The following is a 23,600-nucleotide window of genomic DNA, read 5'->3' as shown; positions in this document are numbered from 1 at the left end:
ACATAAATAGTATTATCATCTATTAGATAATATGAAATTAAAACAATTGCTCTTTTTGTCTTTTAATCATGCTACAAAGTAAGATTTTTTTTATTTCAATAGGATTACATCCTCATTAAAACAATAGTTCGTTAAGTATTCATTTAATCTTTATGTGGTAATAATTACAAACTTTTGTTTTTTATTCTTAGACCAAGCGAGAATGGTGTTCCTGCGGAAATCTTTCGTGACTACTGGAGTAACGTCCAACTGGATAAATATAAGTTTGCATTCGTGACAAAGTGGTGGTATGACGGAAAAGGCAGGCAAATTTATCGGATAGTGCATCCGTAATGCTTCAATTATCATTATATTTGCCACTCTATTATCAAGGAAGGTCTCTTTGCTTTGGGGCAATCGGCTGAATGATGCTTGGATAGGAATAACCTATAGTGTCTTTAATCTAAAACGAAAAATAATAAATGGAAATTCAAAATAGTATATTTAACTACGCTACTTTGCTTAAACAAGTCAAAGCACGGGTGGCACTCGCACAGAAAAAAGCGATTTATTCCGCTAATGAAGAAATGCTTTCTATGTATTGGGACATCGGCAAACTTCTTTGTGAAAGCCAGAAACAGATAGGATGGGGGAACAATGCACTTGAACAGCTTGCCAATGACCTGAAGAATGATTATCCGAAAGTGAAGGGCTTTTCCCCACGAAATTGCAGGTGTATGATTCAGTTTCATAAAGAATATAATCAAGAGCTTACAATTTGGCAACCAGTGGTTGCCAAATTAGAAATGTCAAATTGTGTTCTTCCGATAAAACAGTTAAGCTGGTCACACAACATCACTTTAATACAACGGGTAAAAGACCTGAAAGCCCGCTATTGGTACATGATTCAATGTTTGAAGAGTGGATGGAGTCGTAATTTCTTAATTGAAGCTATCAATCAGGACTACTACCATACTTACGGAGCATTGGCAAACAACTTCGATTCCACTCTCCCGGAAATACAAGCCAAGCAGGTAAAAGAAACCTTAAAAGACCCCTATATTTTTGATATGCTGACTTTCACTGACGAATATAACGAAAGAGATGTAGAGTTAGGGTTGGTTAAGCATATTGAAAAGTTCCTTCTCGAAATGGGAGCAGGCTTCGCCTTCATGGGCAGACAGTATCATATTGAAGTGTCCGGCAATGATTTCTATATTGACATCTTGATGTATAATGTGTTTATGCACAGGTATTTAGTCGTGGAGTTGAAAAAGGGTGACTTCCAACCCGAATATATCGGTAAACTGAATTTCTATTGTTCTGCAGTAGATGATATTCTTTGCCGGGAAGGTGATAATCAGACGATTGGTTTGCTTCTTTGTCAGAACAAAGATCGCATCATGGCTGAATATGCTTTACGTGATGTGCACAAACCAATAGGTATTTCCGATTATGAGTTAGGTAAATCAATCCCTCACGATATAAAATCCGGACTGCCTTCCATCGAAGAACTGGAAAGCAAACTTTATCAGGGATTACAGGACAATGAAAGTGCAGAATAATTTAGGCGGAGTGGTGTATAGGTGGAAAAAATACACCATGCTCGCCCGTCTGTGCTATTTTGGTTATTAGATAGAATATTTGCTCTGATACTCCTTCGGCGACATCCCTTCATGCCGTTTGAAATACCTGCCTAGATACGACTGGTCGGGAAAACCGAGCCGGTCGGCTATTTCCTGAATCGTCAGTTCGGTGGATTGAAGCAGCACTTTTATCTCCAGGATGGAGAAGTCATCAATAAGCTTTTTGGCAGCTTCACCCGTCACGCTTTTGCAGATACCTGTCAGGTATTTGGTGGAGATACAGAGCTTGTTGGCGTAGAAGGTTACTTCCCTTTCAGCGATGCAGTTTTCGTGCACCAGTGCGATGAATTTCTTGAAGATTTCATCCTGCCGACTTCCTCCTTCTATTTCCTGCCGGTCGAAGTAGCGGTAACACTTGTCATAGATATCCAACATAAACGACTGGAGGTGATTTTTAGCAATTTGGTTGCGGAAACGATTTTCGCGGTCGTTGTATATAGCGGTCGTGGCACGTATTAACCCATTGATAGCTCCGGTATTTTCTTCCGGAAGTACGTAACACGGCTTTTCTTTGATAAACCGGAAGAAGATCGGCTCGAAACGCAGGCAGGCTTCACGAAACATTTCTTTGGGGAATCCGAAGAAAGAAGCTGTGAAATCACTGCTGCTGCCGTTGACGCGGATAATCGTTCCCGGCAAGAGCACGATTTGAGTATTTTCGACAATTTCATAGTCTTTCAAGTCGATCGTGACGTGTGCCCATCCGCTACGGCAAAAATAGATGGCACCCCCTTCCAGTTTCCATAGGCGTTGCATAATTGGAGACAGGTTTTCGTCCATTCCGGCTACGAACGGTTCACGAAATATGGCTAGGCTAGAGTTTTTTGATTCCATTGTTATTCTTATTTTGGGTACAAAAATAGCACTTTTTCACTAAATATCGGTTTTGATGTTCCTAAAATGAACAAAACTGAAGATACTAAGTCCAGTTTTCAATGAAGAAAACAGTCTACCTTTGCCGCGTTTAAAAATATTTAATAGGTAACAGAAAATGAGTAGAAAGGTATGTAAAATGAAGCAGGGATTATTGTTGCTCTGCTGTATGATTGCTGCGACAGGCTGTAAACAGGCTTCCCCGGCACAAATGGAAACAGAATACGAAGTGATGACCGTTGTTCCGGCCGACCGGATGATTTCAAGCGCCTACTCGGCAACCATCCGCGGACGCCAAGATATTGATATTTATCCCCAGGTGAGTGGTACGCTGACTAAAGTCTGTGTGACGGAAGGTCAACGCGTGAAGAACGGACAGACGTTGTTCATCATCGATCAGGTGCCGTATGAAGCTGCTTTGCAAACGGCAGTGGCAAACGTTGAATCGGCAAAAGCCTCTCTGGCTACGGCACAACTGACGTATGACAGTAAAGAGGAACTGTATAAAGCGAACGTAGTTTCCTCTTTCGATTTGAGTACCGCGAAAAACTCCCTACTGGCTGCCAAGGCACAGTTGGCGCAGGCAAAAGCGCAGGAAGTGAGTGCCCGCAACAATCTTTCTTATACGGTTGTGAAAAGTCCGGCAGACGGTGTGGTGGGTACATTGCCTTACCGCGTAGGCGCTTTGGTGAGTTCCGCTCTTGCCCAACCGCTGACAACGGTTTCCGACAATTCGGATATGTATGTTTACTTCTCCATGACGGAAAACCAGTTGCTGGGACTCATCCGCCAATACGGTTCCAAAGAAGAGGCGCTGAAAAATATGCCTGCCATCAATCTGCAACTGAACGATAAATCGGCTTATTCCGAACAAGGACAGATCGAGTCGATTAGTGGAGTGATCGATCGTTCGACGGGTACGGTCAGTCTGCGTGCTGTTTTTCCGAATAAGGAAGGATTGTTGCATAGCGGTGGTGCGGGCAACGTGATTGTTCCTGTGCAGAAAACGGGAGCATTGACCATTCCACAGGCTGCCACTTTCGAAATACAGGATAAGAGATATGTATATAAAGTAGTGGACGGTAAAGCTCAATCAAACCCGGTACAGGTGACTCGCGTCAACGGCGGTCGGGAATTTATTGTAGATGAAGGGCTGGTACCGGGAGATGTGATTGTGGCCGAAGGCGTAGGATTGCTTCGTGAAGGTACTCCGGTCAAGGCGAAGGCTGCTCAAACTCCAGTGGCAGGAGTGACAAAGGCTAATCAATCTTCATCAGCAGAGACAATAAATCAATCCTCATTAGCAGAGGCAATCAACCAATCCTCATTAGCGGAGACGACCGCTCAATCTCTGTTGGCAGAGACAGCCACAGCGTCTCCGGCCACAACTACTGAAAATTAAACCAAGGAGGAATCATTCATGAATTTAAGAACCTTTATAGAACGCCCCGTATTATCGGCAGTCATTTCTATTACGATTGTTGTAGTGGGTATCATCGGGCTGTTCAGTCTGCCTGTTGAGCAGTACCCCGATATTGCTCCGCCTACCATTATGGTGAGTACCACCTATTATGGTGCCAGTGCGGAAACGTTGCAGAAGAGTGTAATCGCGCCTTTGGAAGAGGCGATCAATGGGGTGGAGGACATGACCTACATGACATCTTCCGCCACCAATGCCGGTTCGGTGAGCATCACCGTCTATTTTAAGCAGGGCACCGATCCTGATATGGCGGCTGTCAACGTGCAAAACCGTGTGTCGCGTGCTACGGGACAGCTTCCGGCGGAAGTAACCCAAGTCGGTGTGACCACTTCCAAGCGGCAGACGAGTATCTTGCAGATGTTCTCCTTGTCCAGTCCGGACGAGAGTTATGACGAGAACTTCCTGTCCAACTATATCAGCATCAACCTGAAACCACAGATTCTCCGCATCTCCGGTGTGGGCGATATGATGATTATGGGTGGTGAATATAGTATGCGTGTATGGATGAAGCCGGATGTGATGGCACAGTACAAACTGATTCCGTCCGACATCACCGGCGTGCTTGCCGAGCAGAATATCGAATCGGCAACCGGTTCGTTTGGCGAGAACTCGAATGAAACGTACCAATATACGATGAAGTACAAGGGACGTCTGATTACTCCCGAAGAATTTGGCGACATCGTCATCCGTTCTAGCGATACTGGCGAGGTGTTGAAACTGAAAGATATTGCCGACGTACAACTGGGACAGGACAGCTACGCTTACCACGGTGGTATGGACGGCCATCCGGGTGTGTCTTGTATGGTGTTCCAGACGGCAGGTTCCAATGCGACGGAAGTAAACCAGAACATCGACAAATTTCTCGATGAGGCACGCAAGGATCTTCCGAAAGGAGTGGAGCTGACACAGATGATGAGCTCCAACGACTTCCTGTTCGCTTCCATTCATGAGGTGGTGAAGACGTTGATCGAGGCAATTATCCTCGTGATCCTTGTGGTGTACGTTTTCTTGCAGGACTTCCGTTCCACATTGATTCCTTTGGTCGGAATCGTTGTGTCTCTGGTAGGTACGTTCGCTTTCATGGCGATAGCTGGATTCAGTATCAACCTGCTGACACTGTTTGCGCTCGTGCTGGTGATCGGTACGGTGGTGGATGATGCCATTATTGTCGTCGAGGCGGTGCAGGCGCGGTTCGATGTGGGGTACAGGTCGTCCTATATGGCAAGTATCGACGCGATGAAAGGTATCAGTAATGCTGTTATCACTTCTTCACTGGTGTTTATGGCGGTATTTATTCCGGTGTCCTTTATGGGCGGCACTTCCGGTACGTTTTATACACAGTTCGGGTTGACGATGGCGGTGGCAGTAGGTATTTCGGCTATCAATGCGTTGACCTTGAGTCCGGCTTTGTGCGCATTGCTGCTCAAGCCTTACATCAATGAAGACGGAACGCAGAAGAACAACTTTGCGGCACGTTTCCGTAAGTCTTTCAATTCGGCTTTCGATGTGATGGTGGATAAATATAAGACGATTGTATTGCTCTTTATCAAGCGCAGATGGCTCACATGGTCGCTGCTGGCTTGTTCCGTAGTGTTGCTTGTGTTCCTGATGAATACGACAAAGACCAGTCTGGTGCCCGACGAGGATCAGGGGGTGATTTTCGTCAATGTAAGTACGGCGGCAGGCAGTTCGCTCACAACGACGGATGAGGTGATGGAACGCATCGAAAAACGCCTGATGGCGATTCCCCAACTGAAGCACGTGCAGAAAGTGGCCGGTTACGGTTTGCTGGCCGGACAAGGAAGTTCGTTCGGAATGTTGATTCTTAAGTTGAAGCCGTGGGACGAACGACCGGATGACGCGGATAATGTGCAGTCGGTGATCGGACAGGTGTATGCCCTTACGGCCGATATTAAAGATGCCAGTGTGTTCGCCATCTCACCGGGTATGATTCCGGGCTACGGTATGGGTAATGCGCTCGAGCTCCACATGCAGGACAAGATGGGCGGTGATATCAATGAGTTCTTTACCACTACCCAGCAATATTTGGGCGCGTTGAACCAACGGCCTGAAATAGCAATGGCTTATTCGACGTTCGACGTGCGCTATCCGCAATGGACGGTAGAGGTGGATGCGGCTAAATGCAAGCGTGCAGGTATCACGCCCGACGCTGTGTTGAGTACGCTGTCCGGCTACTACGGTGGTCAGTATGTGTCCAACTTCAACCGTTTCTCTAAAGTGTACCGCGTTATGATTCAGGCCGATCCGATGTTCCGTCTGGACGAGACTTCGCTCGACAACGCTTTTGTGCGTATGTCCAATGGTGAGATGGCTCCGTTGAGCCAGTTCGTTACACTGACCCGCAGCTATGGTGCCGAGTCGTTGAGCCGTTTCAATATGTATAACTCCATTGCGGTGAACGCGATGCCGGCTGATGGATACAGTACGGGAGATGCGATCAAGGCTGTGCAGGAAACGGCGGAACAGTCTCTTCCGAAAGGTTACGGCTATGACTACGGAGGTATCACCCGTGAGGAAAACCAGCAAAGCGGCACGACGATGATTATTTTCGGTATCTGCTTTCTGATGATTTACCTCATTCTAAGCGCGCTCTACGAGAGCTTCATTATTCCGTTCGCCGTTCTTTTGAGTGTGCCTTGCGGATTGATGGGTAGCTTCCTTTTCGCCCGGATGTTCGGACTGGAGAATAATATTTACCTGCAAACGGGTCTGATTATGTTGATCGGCTTGCTGGCAAAAACGGCTATCTTGCTGACGGAATATGCTGCCGAACGCCGTAAGGCCGGTATGGGACTGATTGCTTCTGCTGTCAGTGCAGCCAAAGCCCGTCTGCGCCCGATTCTGATGACGGCTTTGACGATGATTTTCGGTCTGTTCCCGCTGATGATGTCTAGTGGAGTAGGAGCTAACGGTAACCGTTCATTGGGTACGGGAGTAGTTGGCGGTATGACTATCGGTACGCTGGCACTGCTTTTCATCGTGCCGACTTTGTTCATTGCTTTCCAATGGTTGCAGGAACGTCTCCGTCCCGTACAGAGTGCCCCTACGCATGATTGGCAGATTGAAGAGGAAATCAAAGTGAGCGAGGAAGAAAAGTCCAGGGCTGGAAAAGAGTAATTCTGATTTTTAGACAGAAGAACATAAGTGCAAAAGATAAAGTCGGTGTAGTCATATAATCAATGTAATTCATGTGGTTGATATAATGAATGTAATCGTTGTAATAGAACGTTGATAATAAGTTCAATATTTGTTCTTTTGTTCTTCTGTCTGAAAGATAAAATAAGCATTTAATTAGGATACAGTGAATCTGTCCTCCTCATTAGTTTATATCATAAATTTATAGTTGAATGAGAAAAATAATAATTCTGTCCGCAGCAACACTCGTTTTGAGCAGTTGCGGTATCTATAATAAATACAAACCGGTATCGGAAGTTCCCGAAGGACTTTACGGCAGCGAGTCAGTGGTCGCCGATACGGCAAACTTCGGCAACCTCTCGTGGCGGGAGGTTTTTACCGACCCGTCTTTGCAAAACCTGATTGATTCGGCACTCGTGCGCAACACCGATATGCAGACTGCCCACTTGCGTGTGAAAGAAGCGGAAGCTACCTTGTTGACGTCCAAACTGTCTTATCTGCCTTCTTTATTCCTTGCGCCGGAAGGAGCTGCCAGCAGTTTCGACCGTGGAAAGGCGACGCAGACTTACTCTCTGCCCGTGACCGCTTCGTGGGAACTGGATATTTTCGGAAAAGTGACCACCGCAAAACGTCGTGCGAAAGCCGCTTACGAACAGAGCAAGGAATATGAACAAGCCGTAAAGACACAATTGGTGGCATCCGTTGCCAACACCTATTACACTTTGTTGATGCTCGATTCGCAATATGAGATAGCCGTTGCCACCGAAGCTGCGTGGAAGGAAAGCGTGAACGCCACCCGTGCCATGAAAAAAGCCGGTATGGTGAACGAGGCGGGACTGGCGCAGACGGAGGCTACTTATTATAATATATGTACCACCGTGCTCGACCTGAAAGAACAAATCAACCAGGCAGAGAATTCACTGGCGTTGTTGCTGGCTGAAACTCCCCATGAGATACAGCGTAGCAAACTGGGAAACCAGCAGTTGCCGGAAAACTTTTCCGTAGGTGTTCCCTTGCAGATGCTTTCCAACCGTCCCGATGTGCGTAGCGCAGAATTCTCGTTGGCGCAGGCTTTCTACACCACAAATGCCGCCCGTGCCGCTTTCTATCCTTCTATCACGTTGAGTGGCAGCGCAGGCTGGACCAACAGTGCGGGTAGCATGATTGTCAATCCGGGGAAGTTTCTGGCTTCTGCCGTAGCTTCTCTGACGCAGCCTCTGTTTAATAAAGGCGCCAACATCGCCCAACTGAAAATAGCGAAAGCCCAACAAGAGGAAGCCCGCCTTAGCTTCGAACAAACCTTGCTGAATGCAGGTGTGGAAGTGAACGAGGCACTGGTGCAGTATCAGACTGCCCGCGAGAAAGCCGACTACTACGACAAGCAGGTAGCCTCTTTGCAAACAGCCGCCAAGAGCACAAGTCTGTTGATGAAGCATGGCAACACCACTTATCTGGAAGTGCTGACGGCACAACAGACGTTGCTCAACGCGCAACTGTCACAAGTGGCGAACCGCTTTACCGAAATTCAGGGTGTGATTACGTTGTATCAGGCTTTGGGTGGCGGCCGTATGTAGGGAGGTATGTTTAAAATGGATGGCATCCGTTACATTGACGAGCATCTGGAACCTGATAATTTGAATGTTTGTGTATGAAGAGAAAGAGGTGGGCTATCTTGTGAAGGGGAACTCACCTCTTTTGTTTTAGCTGTCTATGTCATATAGGTTAAGAAGGGTTTCTTTAATTCTGTCTTTTTTTCTCTCTATATCAGAACACTCTTTTTTGTTTACCATCAGGTAAGAACTGATTTCTATAAATTCGTAATGTTCAAAACGTTCTTTACCAAATAATTGGGTAGCCATGTTTTTGTATAATCTGAACCTTTGATTGTTGGCTCTTCCTTCTATTTTGTTAGATTCTAAATCTAAACTTTGAGCACCATTTATCACAAATGAAGCTAGTGGGAATTTTTGTAAAATGAGAGGGACAATGCTGGCACAAGTCATAAATATACGTAGAGTTTCTGTATAGTTGTGCATTTTAGTCTTTGACAGATATCTTTTCTGTTTGAGTAGAATTTATAAATATATGCAAAATCAAAAGCGTCACCAACATTTGGTGACGCTTTTTGAATAAATATCATCTTATAAGGCCTTATATTATCCAGCATTACGGTACAAGTCTTATACTTGTATTTACAGGAATATTTGTTTCGTTTACACGATTCCCGTTTCCGACAATTTTTTTGAGAGACACAGTTTTATATTCGCTTATTGATTTCCATCCAAGTCTCTCACCTTTGCTCTTTTTGGTGTTGTTAGCAGCCAATGAAGCTTCTTTCTGTTTTTTTAAACTGTTTCCCATAATTAATGTCTCCTTTAGAGCTATGCCCCAAATATCTGTTTTGGAACGTAATAATGTTATTACTCCGCAAAAATAACAAATATATTTGCAAGAGAGGGTGGCTGATTGTGGATTGATGAGTGCTTTTAACTTCTTTTGTCTAATAACTCTATAACTCTATAACTCTTCGATCATGCTTAAAGGTAAATCAGTACATTCGGCAATAGATTGGTTGTCTATCCCTTTGGCTTTCATGTTCCGGGCTATTTGTAGTTGGGCTTTTTGGGCGCCTTCTTTCATCCCTTTTTGTTCAGCTGCATCCAGTGTCACCAAATAATCGCGGTACACCTTGACGCTATTGTCGTATCGCTCCCTGTCTTCCGGAGACATGGAAGCCACATCAGCGATATCTTCCAATTTCTCGAAGACAGCTTTTCGTGCCTTCAACGGCAAGATAGGTCGATCTGAAATCTTATTTCCACTCATCCGGGCGTTCTATTACATATCCGTTTGGTAGCTGCACTTTTTGGGGCAATATATGTTTCTTGAATATATTAAAAGCGCCATCAAGTTTACGTGTGCCATCACTTAGGTTCGATAAATTAGATGAATATCTGTTAGGAGGAAAATATACATAGACCTTTTGTGACGGGTTAAATTCTCTTATTAGCTCTACAGGTGGTATTAAATCGCTGTCTGCTGATACAATGATAGCAATGTCACAACGCTTTTTATAGGCGTCCGACAGAATCTTTGTAGCTATTCGTACATCTGTCTCTTTTTCTTCAAAAGAATGAATGATACCACCACAATAACGGCATTTAATCTCTTTTTTGAGGTATTTACCCAATATCAAGTTAAATTTAGGGTTACATTTGTTTGCTTGAAATAGTTTATCTTGCCTATCGTGTTTGCCTGCATCTGTTGGACGAGCTGAAAAATAATTGACTCCTACCAATTCTTGATAGGACTTTAGAAAACTATTAAAGAAGCTGACTAAATCCAGCCAATAACACATTTTCCATTTTTTAGACTTCAGCCCGTAATAGAAATTAAAACCGTCTACATAGACTATTACTTTCTTTTTGTCTTCCATAGCGTTATATATAAAAAAACCCATCTTTAATTGATGGGTCAGCCTTAGTATTTCTCAACTAAGGGGGGTAATTTGTACCACAAAGGTACAAATCTTTTTTAGAATAACAAATTGATAGGTTCTTTTTCTTCCTTTTTTATGATTTACTCTATTCTTTGGTTTCTCGAGTTACAAATACTGGCTCTACAAGTCGAGGCCTTTTCCTTGTATGATAAGAAGCGATAGTTCTTGGTTTTCTATCTTTCTTTGCCTGAATTTATGATATAAACGAATGATGATGGCATGTTTCGTTTTTATATTCAGACTTTTTCCCGGTTTATCTTCCCCTGATTAGCTTTTTCAGTGTCCCGTTGTATGTGTTCTCAAATTCCGTCGGATGATTGAGCGCCCAAAGAATGTAATCACCCGGTTCGTTCTTTTTGAGCAGGGTAGGGCGGTATTGGGAACTAAGGATTTTCCATAAAATCCCGCCGGGACCTCCCAGTTCTTTACGTCGGGCAAGGGCGGCAATCGCTTTCACTGTCTGTTCGTTCCGAATACCGATTGTTTGCATATTTAGTAGAAGTATAGCTTCCGAACCCCCTCCCGTTTGCATCCCTTCCGAAATCGTTTTCGGAGCTGTTTCAGAAATTGTTTCAGAAACCGTCTCCGCAGTAGATTCCGTTTTTTCTCTTCCAATCGATTTATCCAAAGACAAACCCTCTACAACGACAGGCGAAGCCTGAAAAACGCTGTTTGACGGAACGGGCGGCATTATCCTCTCATTCTCTTTTTGGCATTTTCCTTGTCTCTCTGTCTCTTTGTCTTTTTTGATTTCAGATTTGATCTCATTTTCCATATCCATTTCCTGTTTACCTTTGATATCTGTATCCGTTTCCTCTTTTGTTTGTGGCATTGTTGTAGCAAAATCATGGGATTCTGTTACATCTTTAAAATCTTCCTTGATAAGCCAGAAATGTTCCAGAGGTAATTTGTATTTTCTCCGGCTGTCGGTGATGATTTTATGATATTGTTCCTGAATGGCCTGTGAAGTCAATACACCGTACTCCTTATATATAAGATTGTCGAACAGCCCCACCGCCAGGCAATCATCAATAATGGCCTGCATTTCCTCCTCCTCGCAACACGCTTCCTGGGCGATGTCGAAGAGCGTGTCTTTGTTCCACGAAATATAATAACCTTTCTCTTTATAAATGAGGCAAAGCAGTGAAGTGAGCGCAGCAATCCCTGCCGCATGGTGGCGACAGGAGATGCGGCGTACTTTTCTGTCCTGCAGAAAATTGACATCGAGGGGAAAATAATCTAATCCGGGTTTGGAAATGCGGGCCATGATGATAAATTACTGATTGTAAATAATTGATAATAAATAACTGATAATTATTGAATAAACTCCGCTTTTACATCGAAGCAGGGGCAGGATTTTATATACTCGTTCGGTGAGATAATACCGTCTCCATTAAGATCGGGACTGGTGTCCCGATGTCCTATCACCTGTTGCAGAGAAGGGAAGACAAGGCGCAAATCTTCTACCAGCCGGACAAGTGCTTCACGCTGCGCTTCCGTTCGTGTGTCGGCAGGCCGACCGTTCTTGTCCAGTCCGCCAATGTAGCAGATACCGATAGACCGATGATTCCATCCCGTGCAATGTGCTCCGTCGAGGGCAACATCCCTTCCCGGTTCAACCGTGCCGTCGAGACGGACGACGAAGTGATAACCGATAGAACGGAAGCCGCGTTGACGATGCCAGCGGTCGATGTCGGCAGCGGTAAAATCCTGTCCCGCACGAGTGGCGGAACAGTGGATGATGATGGTGTCTCTCATTGTGAAATCCTCCTTTCTTGTTTGCGTATAGTAGGGGAGGTGAATCCGAAGGCGGCAGCCTCCTCTGCAGACAGTTGACGGTAATATTGCTTTGTCACCGAGTGGTGCACCGGAGTGAAGGGAGCGTGAATCGGTGGTACAGCCGTATCCGTTATTGCCAATGAGTTTAAAAAGACAGGCAGTTGTGATAAAGCCGATGAATTGGCAAAGGGAACTTTCATGAAATCGTTTCCCCGATGTTGCCTTGCACGTAGGTTATGTAGCCATACACGATCCGGATGTTTCAGTTGCAGGATGAGCCAGTGTTGGTGTGACGGTTTCAGACGTTCCTCTCTGCCCATTTCTTTCATAGACGGATAGGCACGTAAAATGATTCCTTTCGCATCCGTTACGGCGCAGGGAGTTTTGCGGGAACCTGTTCCGGTGGGGCGTAATCCTGTGCGGATGGCGTGCATCGTGTTGGTGTATGCATCGCACCATTCAAGGTTTGACACGTGGTTGTTCATTGTGTTTCCGTCAAGGTGGTTTATTTGCGGCAGATGTTTCGGGTTCGGAATAAATGCTTTGGCAATTAAGCGGTGGACGTTGTAATCGGTACAAATTCCTTTATTCAGGAGTGATACCGTTTCATAACCGGTTCCGATGATTTTAGTGCAAAGAATTAACTTCGATTTGCCCTTGAAACTCAATACCCGCCCATGATCTGAAATCATATAGTCGGGGTTTTCTTCAATAAATCTCCAATTTTCCATACTTGATACTGATAAATGTTAATAAAATTATACTCTGTTAAAAAATAGTCGCTTCTCTGAATTTAGCAAGGAGAAACGGCGTTTCCTGCATCTGTTAAACGGCGCTTCCTAGTGTGGAAAAGCGGCGTTTCTTGTATGTGTTAAACGGCGTTTCTTGCTGTCTTCATCTTGCTCTGTAGGAGGTTCGAGCCGTTCGGCACAGTGAATGAGAAATTCTAATTCTTCCCGGCAACCTTGAATCGCTTCTTGCAGGGAGTCTACATTATACTGTCTGCAAAGAGCTTCCCACTCTTTTCGTTCTTGCTGATTCATTCCTTTTTCTTGTAGGTTCATTCCACTTCGATATCCAGAAAATTTTCAGCATGAAAGGTGCGCCAGCCTTTGGCATCGATGTCGTAATAGACGACAAATGTGTTCTCCGGTTTTGGTGTGTACGGGCGGCGGAAACTATGTTCGTAGCCGATGAGTGTGCCGGTGGCACGACGGATGGTTCCATCCTGCTTGGTATATCGGAAACAGACGTTTCCGTGATGCATTTGTCGGATAAGCTTTCCTATCCGGTGAGCCGTGACGAGTGCATCGTGTCGGCTCATGCCATTACTTTGCCGGATGACAGCGGCCTGCTTCATAAGCCGTATCCGTTGAAGTGAATGATTCTTTTTGATTTCAGTCATTTTTTTTATTCGGTTTATTTTTGATTACGGTGGCAAAGGTAGAAGATGAGTTGCGTAAAGGTTGTCCAAGCTTGACGCATAAAAAAAGAATGGATACGAATGTGTCATGCTTGAATGAGTCGATGCATTAAAAGATTCGACCTGTTTTTTTTGATTATGTCAGTTGGGTAGAAAATGGGTACCTCCAAATCTATCCATATTTAAATTTATTCATGGAATAAGAACGAATGTGTCATGCTTGAACACAAATGTTAAAAGAAATATCGGACTTTTGTGGAATAATATAAAAATAAATTATGAAAAAGGAAAGCAATAAATTTAAAGTAAAAAGTAGAGATAAACAGAGTAAAACAACCGGTGTCCGTCATAGTGACGACGATGTGAAGAAAGCGGTGGTGGATCGTATTTTTAAGATAGAACAGTTGAATAATATTCCGGAAAGATATGTGGCGAACCATTCGAATTGTTCGCGCTCTTCAATAGGACGTATGTGTAAATGTAAATTTGACGGTCAGAGTCCTATCCCCGATTGGACAACTATTCATAATTATTCTGCTTGTATCATTGGAAAGTCTGAATTTATTCCCGGATTTCCCGAAGTGTTGTGTCATGTTTTAAATCTAATTGTTGACGATTCGGCAGATATAGACTGCACGGTGGATAATGACTGCCATATAGACATTGAAATTCGATTTCATACCTCCAAAAAACTGGTTAAGGATCCTATGGAAAAGGAAGGAGATAGGGAGAAAGAGGAACAATAAAAAGTAGAATTAAAGACGAAAATAGAAGGAATGGACTAATGATTACCAAGTTCTTGATGAACTTGGTACATTACTAATCACGAACTTTCCATCAAGGTCAGTGGTAGTTCCGATAGATGTACCTTTAATTACAACAGATGCCCCTATGACAGGTTGATTGTCTTCCTCGGAGAAGACAACGCCTGTTACCTTTTTAGAGGTTTGGGCAATTGTCAGGCTAATGCTTGCTAATAAGCAAGTTAATAACAGCGTTAGTTTTCTTTTCATATAGTTTTTATATAGTAGAATAGTCTGTTTTGTTATTTAATTATTTGCAAAAGTAAGCACATTTTTAGAAAAACAAAGAAAAATATGAAAAAAAATGCGAAATTGAACTGTATAGACAAAATACTATTGATGAAAAAGAAATGCAGATGAAACGAGTGTGTAAAAGTGAATTTCTATGCCTTTGTGATGGTTGATAATTCAAAAGAAGTTTCTTTTTGATATTTAAATGTGATAAAATAGCCTGATAAGATGTTTAATAACACATGAAAAATCATTAATTAGCATCTATCGGTAGAAAAAGGATAGTTTTCGGGAAGATTATGAATTTCGTGACCGTTATCTTTTATATTGTCACTTGGAGTTCAGGATAAAAGCTATTTGGGAACTGGAAAGGTCATTATATAAAAGATATTTTCTACCTCTTCAGTAAACCGGTAAAAGACGAAAAAAGTAGATTAAAGGCAAAAAAGGAAGATTATTTTTATCTTATAGTTCCGCATTTGTTTGCTTGTATTCTCTTTAGGTATCTTCTTTTTTATGTTTATTAAAGACTTTATATTTAGATATTTGCGGAGGAATGGGCTATGAAACGTATAAGTTCATCAAGAACTTTGCGAATCACCTATGTCGGCATGAAGCCGCAGGATGTTCCTATTAAGCCGGGGACAATCAAGGTGATGATGAAATCCGACTCCGAAGTATTGCAGGAAGTGGTGGTGACCGGTATGCAAAAGATGGACAAACGCCTGTTTACGGGAGCCACCAAACAATTGGATGCCGATAATGTAAAACTGGACGGTCTGCCCGACATCAGTCGCGGCTTGGAAGGTCGTGCGGCAGGAGTTTCCGTTCAGAACGTTTCGGGTACTTTCGGTACCGCTCCTAAGATTCGTGTGCGCGGTGCTACTTCCATTTACGGAAGTTCCAAGCCCCTTTGGGTAGTAGACGGAGTGATTCTTGAAGATGCCATCGACGTAGGTCCCGACGATCTTTCCTCCGGTGATGCGGAGACATTAATCAGTTCCGCCATAGCCGGGTTGAATTCCGACGACATCGAGAGCTTTCAGATATTGAAAGACGGATCGGCGACTTCCATTTACGGTGCACGTGCGATGGCAGGCGTGATTGTGGTCACCACCAAAAAAGGCCGTGCCGGAGTCAGCAAAATCAGTTATACCGGTGAGTTTACCACCCGTGCCATACCCAGTTATAAAGAATTCAATATCATGAATTCGCAGGAACAGATGGGTATCTATAAAGAGATGGAGCAGAAAGGCTGGCTGAACAGTGCCGACCTTTTCCGTACCAAAGACACGGGAGTGTACGGTCGTATGTATCGTCTCATCGACGAGTATAATAACAGCAACGGCCAGCGCGGACTTCTCAACACCCCCGAATCCCGCAATGCTTATCTCCGTGAAGCGGAAATGCGTAACACCGACTGGTTCGACGTGCTTTTCACCAATGCCATTTCGCAGAATCATTCCGTCAGCGTCACCGCCGGAACGGAAAAATCATCCTTCTATGCCTCGTTGAGCGCTATGCTCGATCCGGGCTGGTACAAGCAGAGCAAAGTGAAGCGTTACACAGCCAATGTAAACACCACCTATAATCTTTATAAAAACCTGTCGATCAACCTGATTTCTAACGCTTCCTACCGTCAGCAAAACGCACCGGGAACGATGAGCTCTACCCTCGACATCGCTTCCGGAAAGATGTCACGCGGATTCGATATCAACCCTTATTCTTACGCGCTCAATACGAGCCGTACGCTCGACCCGTCTGCGGATTATATCAGCAACTACGCTCCATTCAACATTCTTCACGAACTGGATAATAACTACATCGAAATCAACATGGTAGATGTGAAATTTCAAGGCGAGCTGAAATGGAAAGTGATTCAAGGACTTGAATTAAGTGCCCTCGGAGCTGTGAGATACCAGACCTCGTCGCAGGAACACAACGTGCTCGACGATGCCAACCAAGCCGTTGCCTACCGTACCGGTATGGACGACGCCACCATCCGCGAACAAAACGGATTGCTTTATAAAGACCCCGACAATCCATACGCCCTGCCTATCACCCTGCTGCCCGAGGGGGGAATCTACCAGCGCCAGGACCGCCGTATGTTGGGGCTCGATTTCCGCGGAACCCTCTCATGGAATCACCTTTTTGCCGAAAAACACATCACTAACTTCTTTGCCGGTATGGAAGTGAACAGTCTTAAAAAGGCATATTCTTCCTTTCAGGGCTGGGGAATGCAATATTCGATGGGGGAAATCCCTTCCTACGTCTATCAGTTTTTCAAGAACGGAATAGAGTCCGGTTCGCGTTATTACAGTCTGGGGCACTCCGAAACCCGTAGCATTGCGAGCTTTCTCAACGCCACCTATTCTTATGACGGCCGTTACACGCTCAACGGAACGTTTCGTTATGAAGGAACCAACCGCATGGGGGCGCAGCCGTTCGTCACGCTGGCTGCCCACGTGGAACTTGTCCGGTGCATGGAACGTGCATGAGGAAGCTTTTTTCAAAGCGCTCCAACCCACTCTTTCCAACCTGACTCTGAAAGCTTCTTACTCTCTTACTGCCGATCGCGGTCCGGCGGAAGTAACCAATTCGCAAGCCATCATCCGCAGTTTCTCTCCCTATCGTCCTTTTACCGATATTCAGGAAACGGGACTTTACATAGAGGACATCGAGAACAGCGAACTCACCTACGAGAAAAAGCATGAACTGAACATCGGCATCGACCTCGGTTTGCTCGAAAACCGGATCAATTTCTCTGCCGACTGGTATCAGCGCAACAACTATGACTTGATCGGTGTAGTTCCCACGCAGGGAGTGGGCGGTTTCATCAACAAATATGCCAACGTAGCCACGATGAAATCCCACGGTGTGGAGTTCACCCTTTCCACCCGCAACATTCGCACGAAAGATTTTTCGTGGAATACGGACTTTATCTTCTCCTACGCCAAAAATGAAGTGACCCAACTGAAAGGACTCACCAGCATGATGGAACTGGTATCCGGCAACGGTTTCGCCCGTGAAGGCTATCCCGTGCGCGGACTGTTTTCCATCCCTTTTGCAGGGCTCGACGCGGACGGTATTCCACAGTATCTGATTGACGGAAAACTGACCACTACCGGTGTCAACTTTCAGGAACGGGAGAAACTTGATTATCTGAAATATGAAGGTCCTACCGACCCTACTGTCACAGGACGTTTCGGTAACGCATTCACTTACAAAGGCTTCAAACTGAATGTCTTTATGACCTATTCTTTCGGCAACGTAGTTCGACTGGACCCTGTGTTCAACTATAAATACTCCGACCTCACCGCCATGCCGCGTGAGTTTAAGAATCGTTGGACGGTCTCCGGCGATGAGGCGAAAACCAATATACCAGTGATAATAAGCGACCCGCAATATCAGGCGAATACCTCGCTCTATCTTGCTTACAATGCTTACAACTACTCCACGGAGCGTATTGCCAAAGGCGATTTTATCCGTATGAAGGAAATATCACTGATGTATGAGTTCCCGAAAAGCTGGATTGCCCCTGCCAAAATTTCCAACTTGTCGCTCAAGTTGCAGGCCACTAACCTCTTCCTGATTTATGCCGACAAGAAACTGAACGGGCAGGATCCGGAATTTGTGAATACCGGCGGTGTAGCATCGCCCGTACCCCGCCAGTTCACCCTCACCCTGCGCCTGGGACTGTAAGTAAAGAATAGAGAATCAACCTAAAAAACATACGAGAGATGAAGAAAAAGATAAACCATATACTCCCTGCACTGGTACTGACCGCAAGTTTAGGTCTGACCACCGTCTCCTGCAACGGCTTTCTGGACGAAATGCCGGACAACCGTACGGAGTTGAACACCGACCAGAAAATAGCCAAACTGCTTGTATCGGCGTATGCCGACGTGTCGCCCAACGAACTGTTCGAGCTTTACAGCGATAACTCTGATGATAGTGGCCCTACCTACGGTTACTACAAGCTTTCCGAACAAGAGTGCTACCACTGGCAAGACACCAAGGAAGAATATCAGGACACGCCCAATTCTCTTTGGGGAGGTTACTACAGCGCAATAGCCGCCGCCAATATGGCGCTCAATGCCATCGAAGAAAAAGGAAATCCGGCGTCACTCGACCCACAGAGAGGTGAAGCGCTCGTGTGCCGTGCCTACTGTCATTTCATGTTGGCGAATATCTTCTGCAACGCCTACGACACTCATGCCTCCCAATCTTTAGGAGTGCCTTATATGGAAGAGGTAGAAACCACCGTATCTCCCCGTTACGAACGAGGCACGTTGGAAGAAGTGTACCGAAAAGTGGAGCGTGACCTCCTCGAAGGGATCGACTTGATTTCGGACGACAGCTACTCTGTACCCAAATATCACTTTACCCGTAAAGCCGCTTATGCCTTTGCCGCCCGTTTTTACCTTTATTATATGAAGCCCGATTTTTCCAATTGCGACCGTGTGATTGATTTTGCCACCCGTGTATTGGGGACTAATCCTGCCGATCTGCTGCGCAACTGGGAAGCGTTGGGTAATCTTTCCGTGAACGGAAACGTGCAGGCAGATGCCTATATCGCCTCTTCCAATGAAGCCAACCTGTTGATAAGCAGCACCGTTTCCAACTGGGGAGCAATCGGGAGTGACTATCTGATAGGTCCGCGTTACTTCCACAACCAGACGCTCGCTACCAGCGAAACCTGTCTGTCTTCAGGATTGTGGGGCAGTTCGGATTATTTCTATCTGAAACCTTTCTCCACCAACGGGTTTGTTGCCAGTATCCTGCGCAAGAGCGGGCTTTATGAGGGCACATACCTTTATTATATGCCGGTTTTGTTTTCTACGGACGAAACCTTGCTTTGTCGTGCCGAAGCATACGCGCTGAAGAAAATGTATGCCCAGTCGGCAGCCGACATCACGAGTTGGCAACGTGCCTATACCCGCAACAAATCGGTGCTGACACCCGAACAGATCAACACCTATTATGATAGGATGAGTTTTTATACTCCCTTCACGCAACAAACACCGAAAAAGAAACTGGCCCCCGACTTTACGATTGAAGAGGGAATGCAGGAAAACTTCATCCATTGTATTCTGCATATCCGTCGTATCACCACCCTGCATGAAGGGATGCGCTGGCCCGACATCAAGCGATATGGCATCCTGATTTATCGCCGTGACATGGCCAACCAGCGTGTCACCGACGAAATGCCTCCGAACGACTTGCGTTATGCAATCCAAATTCCGAGGAGTGTGATCGTGGCGGGTATACAACCCAACCCGAGAAGAAATTAACAAAGAAAAAAGTGGAAGTTATGAAAAAACAGCTCATTTATTTTTTGCTTGCCCTTACCGCAGTCTGCCTGGGAGCTTGCAACAATGACGACGAAATAGATACTGCGCACAGCATTTTCTCCACCGAGCCGGTGGAGAGGAACGCTTTCGACGATTGGTTGCTCGACAACTACACATATCCCTACAACATCGATTTCATGTATCGCATGAAGGACATCGAAAGCGACCATAAATACAATCTTGTACCTGCCGATTATGATAAAGCGGTGGCACTGTCCAAAATCATCAAGCACGTCTGGATGGACGCTTATGTAGAACTGGCTGGAATCGATTTTCTCCGCGTATATGTGCCTAAAACCTTTCATCTCATCGGATCGCCTGCTTACGAAAGTAGCGGGAATATGGTACTCGGTACGGCAGAAGGCGGAAAGAAAATCACGCTTTACAACGTGAACGACCTCAACGTGAAGAAAATCAATATCGAAAAACTGAACAACTATTACTTTGAAACGATGCACCATGAGTTCGCTCATATCCTGCACCAGAAACGGAACTTCGACCCTTCTTTCAACCGGATCTCGGAGGGGAAATATGTGGGAGCCGACTGGTACTACTACATGACTGCAGAGGGAGCCATGCCCCGTACAAACGATATAGCGTGGCCCGACGGCTTCGTGACCGCCTATGCCATGAATCAGGCGAACGAGGATTTCGTGGAAAACATAGCCATGTACGTCACCCACACGCAGACCTACTGGGATAATATGTTGAGGGCTGCCGGAGAAACGGGTGCAGCCACTATCAATAAAAAGTTTGCTATTGTTTACAACTATATGCGGGATACTTGGGGAATCGACCTCAACGAACTGCGCAAAATCGTACTGCGTCGTCAGCAGGAAATTACCGAAATTGACTTGAGTACGATTCAATGAGTATGAATTTTAATTATACATTATCACTATGAAGAAGAATATAACAATATACCTCTTGTTAGCTCTTGCCTGCCTGGGCTTGCAGTCATGTCTCTTTCAGGAGGAGAACTACTTTGACGATTCGTCTGCCAACCGTGCCACAGCCGATGTGAACCGGTGCAGCGAACTTTTGAAAGCGGCTCCGAATGGCTGGGTGATGGAATATTACATCGGCAAGGATTATTCGCTTGGAGGCATCACCCTGCTTTGCAGGTTTGATGGTCAGCGGGTGACAATGGCTTCGCAGATGTCGGAAGCAGATGAGACGGTCAGTTCGCTCTATAGCGTTAAGTCGGAACAGGCGACGATGTTGTCATTCGATACCTATAATTATCTGGTGCATTATTTCGGGCAGCCGCAGGGAAGTATGTCTGACGACCCGAACGGGACGCTCGGAGGCGACTACGAATTTATTATTTCGAGTGCTTCTGCCGAGCGTATCGAACTGAAAGGCAAAAAATACGGCAACCGGATTGTGATGAAGGCACTTACCGAAGACCAGACGTGGAAGCAATATCTCACCAAAATTAAGAAGGTGGAGGACGATGCTTTCTTTTATGAATATGACTTACTGATGGACGGACTCTACACAGGACAAATGATTCGCAGCAACTATACGTTTATCCTGACTTATTACGACGAAATAGGAAAAGTGCATCAGAAAACCGTGCCTTTTATGTTTACCGCCGACGGACTACGTTTCCATGAACCGGTAACGATAGACGGGCAGACGATGCAGAATTTTGTCTGGAAGAACGAGCTTATCAGCTTTGTCTGTACCGACGAAGGGGCTACGGGGGTCAAACTGGCGGGTGTCTACACTGCCGGATATCAAAGCTATGATTATTATCCGGGCACTTATCAGATGGATTTTTACCGCCTGAACGATGAAACGAAACAACTGGAAGTGGCCTCGCAGGAAGTTCGGCTATTGAAGAACGAAGACGGAAAGAGTTACTGGCTCAAGGGGCTGGAATATGATATTCTGGTGATGTTTGACAAGCCGCGCGGCGGACTTTCTGTCTCCCCGCAGCTTCTCAAAAAGGTGCAGGGCGGATATGTTTATCTGGCTATGTGGGACGTAATGAACGATTATGTGCTCCGTAGTGAGTCTATCGGACTGATTAGTTATGCTACCACTAACGGCATTTACCTGGTGGACAATGGAGTCTGGATGGGAGAAATTTCCGGATTCATCTTCGGAGTGTACAACTCGCAGGAGGAGGACGCGGCTTTCATCGGATACACGGATGCGTTTGCTTCCATCAGATTAGTTAAAAAAACAATAGAAGAATAGTATGATGAACAAGTTATTTATGATCGTATTATCTGTATGCTGCCTGCTGATGGCAGCGTGCGGCACGGATAATGATGAAACGCCGCAGGGCTTACGCATCGTGGACACGGATGTCGATCTGGCTGCTGGCGGTGGAACGGTGGAAGTGGCTTTGCAGGCTGCCGGGGAACTGACGGCTGTTTCCGGTGCGGACTGGTGTAGGGTGATCGAAGTGACAAACGAGAAAATCACATTACTTGCCAGGGCTAATTATGAATATGTGTCACGTGCCACGCAAGTGACCGTAAGCGATGGTAGCAACGAACAGAAGATTGTGGTGACACAGGCTGGTAATATTTTTGCGCCCGATACCGACCAACAGGTGTTGCGGCTTGGCAATGCTCCTTCACAAACCGTGGTGCGGGTCAACAGCTCGTTCGATTTCAAGGTGAGTGTACAGAAAGGAATCGACTGGGTGGAAGTCCCTTCAGCCTCGAAAGAAGAAGGCTTCTTGCTCGTATTGAAAGAGAACAAGACCGGAAATCCGCGTGCTTGCCAACTGATGGTCAGTACCAATGAGGGACGGAAGTTTTTCTATTATGTCTACCAGTATGAAGCGAGCGACCTGCTCGGAGCATGGGAGAGCAGTCAGATTTATGTGAAATGGGATAAGAAAAAGATAGATAAGGCATATTCTTTGTCGGCTACGGAGGTGACGAAAGATGCGGAAGGTGATGGCTACACTATTAAAATGTCATTAGTCGGTACTCCGGTGGTGCAGTATTTGAAAGATCCTTCGAAGGCTACGATTTCATTGCAGGCTACCTACGAGGATGGGGCTTTTGTGGTTCCTATCGGCGCAGCACAGAAAGATTTTATTCTGACGCAGGAGGTGGATGAAACAGCCAATAGCAGGACGGCTGATAATACAGCACTGGAAGAGGAGGTGGTTTTACAAACATTATACGGCTTTTCCGTAGCTGCTTCCTCCAATATTTATGCGAAAGGTAATTTCGGATTTGCTCCCCTGCTTTATCAGGATGGTTCTGTCGGGATGAGTTATCAGGATGTAACCGGTGCACCGGAGAGCGGGTGTTATCTTGCGATAGCACTATTCGACGGACAGCAATTTTCTACCGCAGCATTGAAAGACTATATTCTTTTCCCTGACATTGCGCTCTTTAAATAGT

Annotated in this window: 19 protein-coding genes and 2 pseudogenes; 10 read left to right on the top strand and 11 right to left on the bottom strand. The window is 45.4% G+C overall.

Annotation, left to right across the window (positions count from 1 at the left end; all coding sequences use genetic code 11):
- Nucleotides 1-461 precede the first annotated feature (461 nt).
- Nucleotides 462-1,544, top strand: a complete 1,083-nt coding sequence (locus LPH68_RS07480) for a YhcG family protein (protein ID WP_008641253.1) — start codon at nucleotides 462-464, stop codon at nucleotides 1,542-1,544.
- 66 nt (nucleotides 1,545-1,610) lie between these two features.
- Here the strand turns inward: LPH68_RS07480 and LPH68_RS07475 are convergent, their stop codons facing one another.
- Nucleotides 1,611-2,459: an AraC family transcriptional regulator gene (locus LPH68_RS07475; protein ID WP_009038711.1), complete on the bottom strand. Its 849-nt coding sequence runs from the start codon at nucleotides 2,457-2,459 to the stop codon at nucleotides 1,611-1,613.
- A 157-nt stretch (nucleotides 2,460-2,616) separates the two neighbouring features.
- Here LPH68_RS07475 and LPH68_RS07470 point away from each other — a divergent pair, with 157 nt between their 5' ends.
- The 3 genes from LPH68_RS07470 to LPH68_RS07460 all read left to right on the top strand — a co-directional run bounded on the left by LPH68_RS07470 (nucleotide 2,617) and on the right by LPH68_RS07460 (nucleotide 8,708).
- Complete coding sequence (locus LPH68_RS07470) at nucleotides 2,617-3,900, top strand: efflux RND transporter periplasmic adaptor subunit (RefSeq protein ID WP_134993518.1); 1,284 nt, start codon at nucleotides 2,617-2,619, stop codon at nucleotides 3,898-3,900.
- Nucleotides 3,901-3,918: 18 nt separating this feature from the next.
- The gene (locus LPH68_RS07465) at nucleotides 3,919-7,116 is read left to right on the top strand and encodes an efflux RND transporter permease subunit (RefSeq protein WP_134993517.1); all 3,198 of its coding nucleotides are present in this window, start codon (nucleotides 3,919-3,921) and stop codon (nucleotides 7,114-7,116) included.
- A 230-nt stretch (nucleotides 7,117-7,346) separates the two neighbouring features.
- Nucleotides 7,347-8,708: a TolC family protein gene (locus LPH68_RS07460; protein WP_151923138.1), complete on the top strand. Its 1,362-nt coding sequence runs from the start codon at nucleotides 7,347-7,349 to the stop codon at nucleotides 8,706-8,708.
- 126 nt (nucleotides 8,709-8,834) lie between these two features.
- On the opposite strand, the gene LPH68_RS07455 is transcribed toward LPH68_RS07460, so the two are convergent.
- From LPH68_RS07455 to LPH68_RS07415, 9 genes and pseudogenes are all read right to left on the bottom strand, one after another.
- Nucleotides 8,835-9,137, bottom strand: coding sequence for a hypothetical protein (locus tag LPH68_RS07455; RefSeq protein WP_225449910.1), 303 nt, complete (start codon nucleotides 9,135-9,137; stop codon nucleotides 8,835-8,837).
- A 163-nt stretch (nucleotides 9,138-9,300) separates the two neighbouring features.
- Nucleotides 9,301-9,495: a hypothetical protein gene (locus tag LPH68_RS07450; RefSeq protein ID WP_004317307.1), complete on the bottom strand. Its 195-nt coding sequence runs from the start codon at nucleotides 9,493-9,495 to the stop codon at nucleotides 9,301-9,303.
- Nucleotides 9,496-9,651: 156 nt separating this feature from the next.
- Nucleotides 9,652-9,927, bottom strand: a pseudogene (locus LPH68_RS07445) (hypothetical protein); the annotation flags it as partial.
- A gap of 19 nt (nucleotides 9,928-9,946) precedes the next feature.
- Nucleotides 9,947-10,570, bottom strand: coding sequence for an NYN domain-containing protein (locus LPH68_RS07440; protein WP_151923140.1), 624 nt, complete (start codon nucleotides 10,568-10,570; stop codon nucleotides 9,947-9,949).
- Nucleotides 10,571-10,886: 316 nt separating this feature from the next.
- Nucleotides 10,887-11,900 (bottom strand): DUF4373 domain-containing protein, encoded by a 1,014-nt coding sequence (locus tag LPH68_RS07435; RefSeq protein ID WP_151923141.1) that lies wholly within the window; start codon nucleotides 11,898-11,900, stop codon nucleotides 10,887-10,889.
- Nucleotides 11,901-11,947: 47 nt separating this feature from the next.
- On the bottom strand, nucleotides 11,948-12,391 hold the full coding sequence (locus tag LPH68_RS07430) for an N-acetylmuramoyl-L-alanine amidase (protein WP_004314038.1): 444 nt from the start codon (nucleotides 12,389-12,391) through the stop codon (nucleotides 11,948-11,950).
- Nucleotides 12,388-13,143, bottom strand: coding sequence for an HNH endonuclease (locus LPH68_RS07425; RefSeq protein WP_117684042.1), 756 nt, complete (start codon nucleotides 13,141-13,143; stop codon nucleotides 12,388-12,390). Before LPH68_RS07425 ends, LPH68_RS07430 begins: the two co-directional genes overlap by 4 nt.
- A gap of 108 nt (nucleotides 13,144-13,251) precedes the next feature.
- Nucleotides 13,252-13,476, bottom strand: coding sequence for a hypothetical protein (locus LPH68_RS07420; RefSeq protein WP_009038700.1), 225 nt, complete (start codon nucleotides 13,474-13,476; stop codon nucleotides 13,252-13,254).
- Nucleotides 13,473-13,817, bottom strand: a complete 345-nt coding sequence (locus tag LPH68_RS07415; protein ID WP_008770759.1) for an SH3 beta-barrel fold-containing protein — start codon at nucleotides 13,815-13,817, stop codon at nucleotides 13,473-13,475. The genes LPH68_RS07420 and LPH68_RS07415 overlap by 4 nt, the downstream gene beginning before the upstream one ends.
- A gap of 296 nt (nucleotides 13,818-14,113) precedes the next feature.
- Here LPH68_RS07415 and LPH68_RS07410 point away from each other — a divergent pair, with 296 nt between their 5' ends.
- Nucleotides 14,114-14,581, top strand: coding sequence for a hypothetical protein (locus LPH68_RS07410; protein WP_151923142.1), 468 nt, complete (start codon nucleotides 14,114-14,116; stop codon nucleotides 14,579-14,581).
- 42 nt (nucleotides 14,582-14,623) lie between these two features.
- On the opposite strand, the gene LPH68_RS07405 is transcribed toward LPH68_RS07410, so the two are convergent.
- Entirely contained in the window at nucleotides 14,624-14,848 is a 225-nt protein-coding gene (locus LPH68_RS07405; protein ID WP_004314034.1) for a carboxypeptidase-like regulatory domain-containing protein, read from the bottom strand.
- 584 nt (nucleotides 14,849-15,432) lie between these two features.
- Between LPH68_RS07405 and LPH68_RS07400 the strand changes: the two are divergent.
- The 5 genes and pseudogenes from LPH68_RS07400 to LPH68_RS07380 all read left to right on the top strand — a co-directional run bounded on the left by LPH68_RS07400 (nucleotide 15,433) and on the right by LPH68_RS07380 (nucleotide 23,599).
- Nucleotides 15,433-18,571 (top strand): annotated as a pseudogene (locus tag LPH68_RS07400) (SusC/RagA family TonB-linked outer membrane protein).
- Between the two features lie 38 nt (nucleotides 18,572-18,609).
- Nucleotides 18,610-20,163 carry a RagB/SusD family nutrient uptake outer membrane protein gene (locus tag LPH68_RS07395; protein ID WP_118407732.1) on the top strand — a complete coding sequence of 518 codons (1,554 nt, stop codon included), beginning with the start codon at nucleotides 18,610-18,612 and terminating at the stop codon, nucleotides 20,161-20,163.
- A gap of 20 nt (nucleotides 20,164-20,183) precedes the next feature.
- Nucleotides 20,184-21,095: a putative zinc-binding metallopeptidase gene (locus LPH68_RS07390; RefSeq protein WP_015531492.1), complete on the top strand. Its 912-nt coding sequence runs from the start codon at nucleotides 20,184-20,186 to the stop codon at nucleotides 21,093-21,095.
- A gap of 28 nt (nucleotides 21,096-21,123) precedes the next feature.
- Nucleotides 21,124-22,431: a DUF4302 domain-containing protein gene (locus tag LPH68_RS07385; RefSeq protein WP_151923143.1), complete on the top strand. Its 1,308-nt coding sequence runs from the start codon at nucleotides 21,124-21,126 to the stop codon at nucleotides 22,429-22,431.
- Nucleotide 22,432: 1 nt separating this feature from the next.
- Nucleotides 22,433-23,599 carry a BACON domain-containing protein gene (locus LPH68_RS07380; protein ID WP_120144894.1) on the top strand — a complete coding sequence of 389 codons (1,167 nt, stop codon included), beginning with the start codon at nucleotides 22,433-22,435 and terminating at the stop codon, nucleotides 23,597-23,599.
- Nucleotide 23,600 lies beyond the last annotated feature (1 nt).

Source organism: Bacteroides sp. 1_1_30 (assembly GCF_020982715.1).
In the GTDB taxonomy this organism is placed as follows: Bacteria; Bacteroidota; Bacteroidia; order Bacteroidales; family Bacteroidaceae; genus Bacteroides; species Bacteroides xylanisolvens.
Note: the sequence above shows the minus strand (reverse complement) of the source record. Positions and strands in the feature narration are given on the sequence as shown.

Excerpts from the sequence above, each read along its gene's own strand:
- LPH68_RS07480 (WP_008641253.1), top strand. The coding sequence starts at position 462 with ATGGAAATTCAAAATAGTATATTTAACTACGCTACTTTGCTTAAACAA.
- LPH68_RS07475 (WP_009038711.1), bottom strand. The coding sequence starts at position 2,459 with ATGGAATCAAAAAACTCTAGCCTAGCCATATTTCGTGAACCGTTCGTA.
- LPH68_RS07470 (WP_134993518.1), top strand. The coding sequence starts at position 2,617 with ATGAGTAGAAAGGTATGTAAAATGAAGCAGGGATTATTGTTGCTCTGC.
- LPH68_RS07465 (WP_134993517.1), top strand. The coding sequence starts at position 3,919 with ATGAATTTAAGAACCTTTATAGAACGCCCCGTATTATCGGCAGTCATT.
- LPH68_RS07460 (WP_151923138.1), top strand. The coding sequence starts at position 7,347 with ATGAGAAAAATAATAATTCTGTCCGCAGCAACACTCGTTTTGAGCAGT.
- LPH68_RS07455 (WP_225449910.1), bottom strand. The coding sequence starts at position 9,137 with ATGACTTGTGCCAGCATTGTCCCTCTCATTTTACAAAAATTCCCACTA.
- LPH68_RS07450 (WP_004317307.1), bottom strand. The coding sequence starts at position 9,495 with ATGGGAAACAGTTTAAAAAAACAGAAAGAAGCTTCATTGGCTGCTAAC.
- LPH68_RS07440 (WP_151923140.1), bottom strand. The coding sequence starts at position 10,570 with ATGGAAGACAAAAAGAAAGTAATAGTCTATGTAGACGGTTTTAATTTC.
- LPH68_RS07435 (WP_151923141.1), bottom strand. The coding sequence starts at position 11,900 with ATGGCCCGCATTTCCAAACCCGGATTAGATTATTTTCCCCTCGATGTC.
- LPH68_RS07430 (WP_004314038.1), bottom strand. The coding sequence starts at position 12,391 with ATGAGAGACACCATCATCATCCACTGTTCCGCCACTCGTGCGGGACAG.
- LPH68_RS07425 (WP_117684042.1), bottom strand. The coding sequence starts at position 13,143 with ATGGAAAATTGGAGATTTATTGAAGAAAACCCCGACTATATGATTTCA.
- LPH68_RS07420 (WP_009038700.1), bottom strand. The coding sequence starts at position 13,476 with ATGAACCTACAAGAAAAAGGAATGAATCAGCAAGAACGAAAAGAGTGG.
- LPH68_RS07415 (WP_008770759.1), bottom strand. The coding sequence starts at position 13,817 with ATGACTGAAATCAAAAAGAATCATTCACTTCAACGGATACGGCTTATG.
- LPH68_RS07410 (WP_151923142.1), top strand. The coding sequence starts at position 14,114 with ATGAAAAAGGAAAGCAATAAATTTAAAGTAAAAAGTAGAGATAAACAG.
- LPH68_RS07405 (WP_004314034.1), bottom strand. The coding sequence starts at position 14,848 with ATGAAAAGAAAACTAACGCTGTTATTAACTTGCTTATTAGCAAGCATT.
- LPH68_RS07395 (WP_118407732.1), top strand. The coding sequence starts at position 18,610 with ATGAAGAAAAAGATAAACCATATACTCCCTGCACTGGTACTGACCGCA.
- LPH68_RS07390 (WP_015531492.1), top strand. The coding sequence starts at position 20,184 with ATGAAAAAACAGCTCATTTATTTTTTGCTTGCCCTTACCGCAGTCTGC.
- LPH68_RS07385 (WP_151923143.1), top strand. The coding sequence starts at position 21,124 with ATGAAGAAGAATATAACAATATACCTCTTGTTAGCTCTTGCCTGCCTG.
- LPH68_RS07380 (WP_120144894.1), top strand. The coding sequence starts at position 22,433 with ATGATGAACAAGTTATTTATGATCGTATTATCTGTATGCTGCCTGCTG.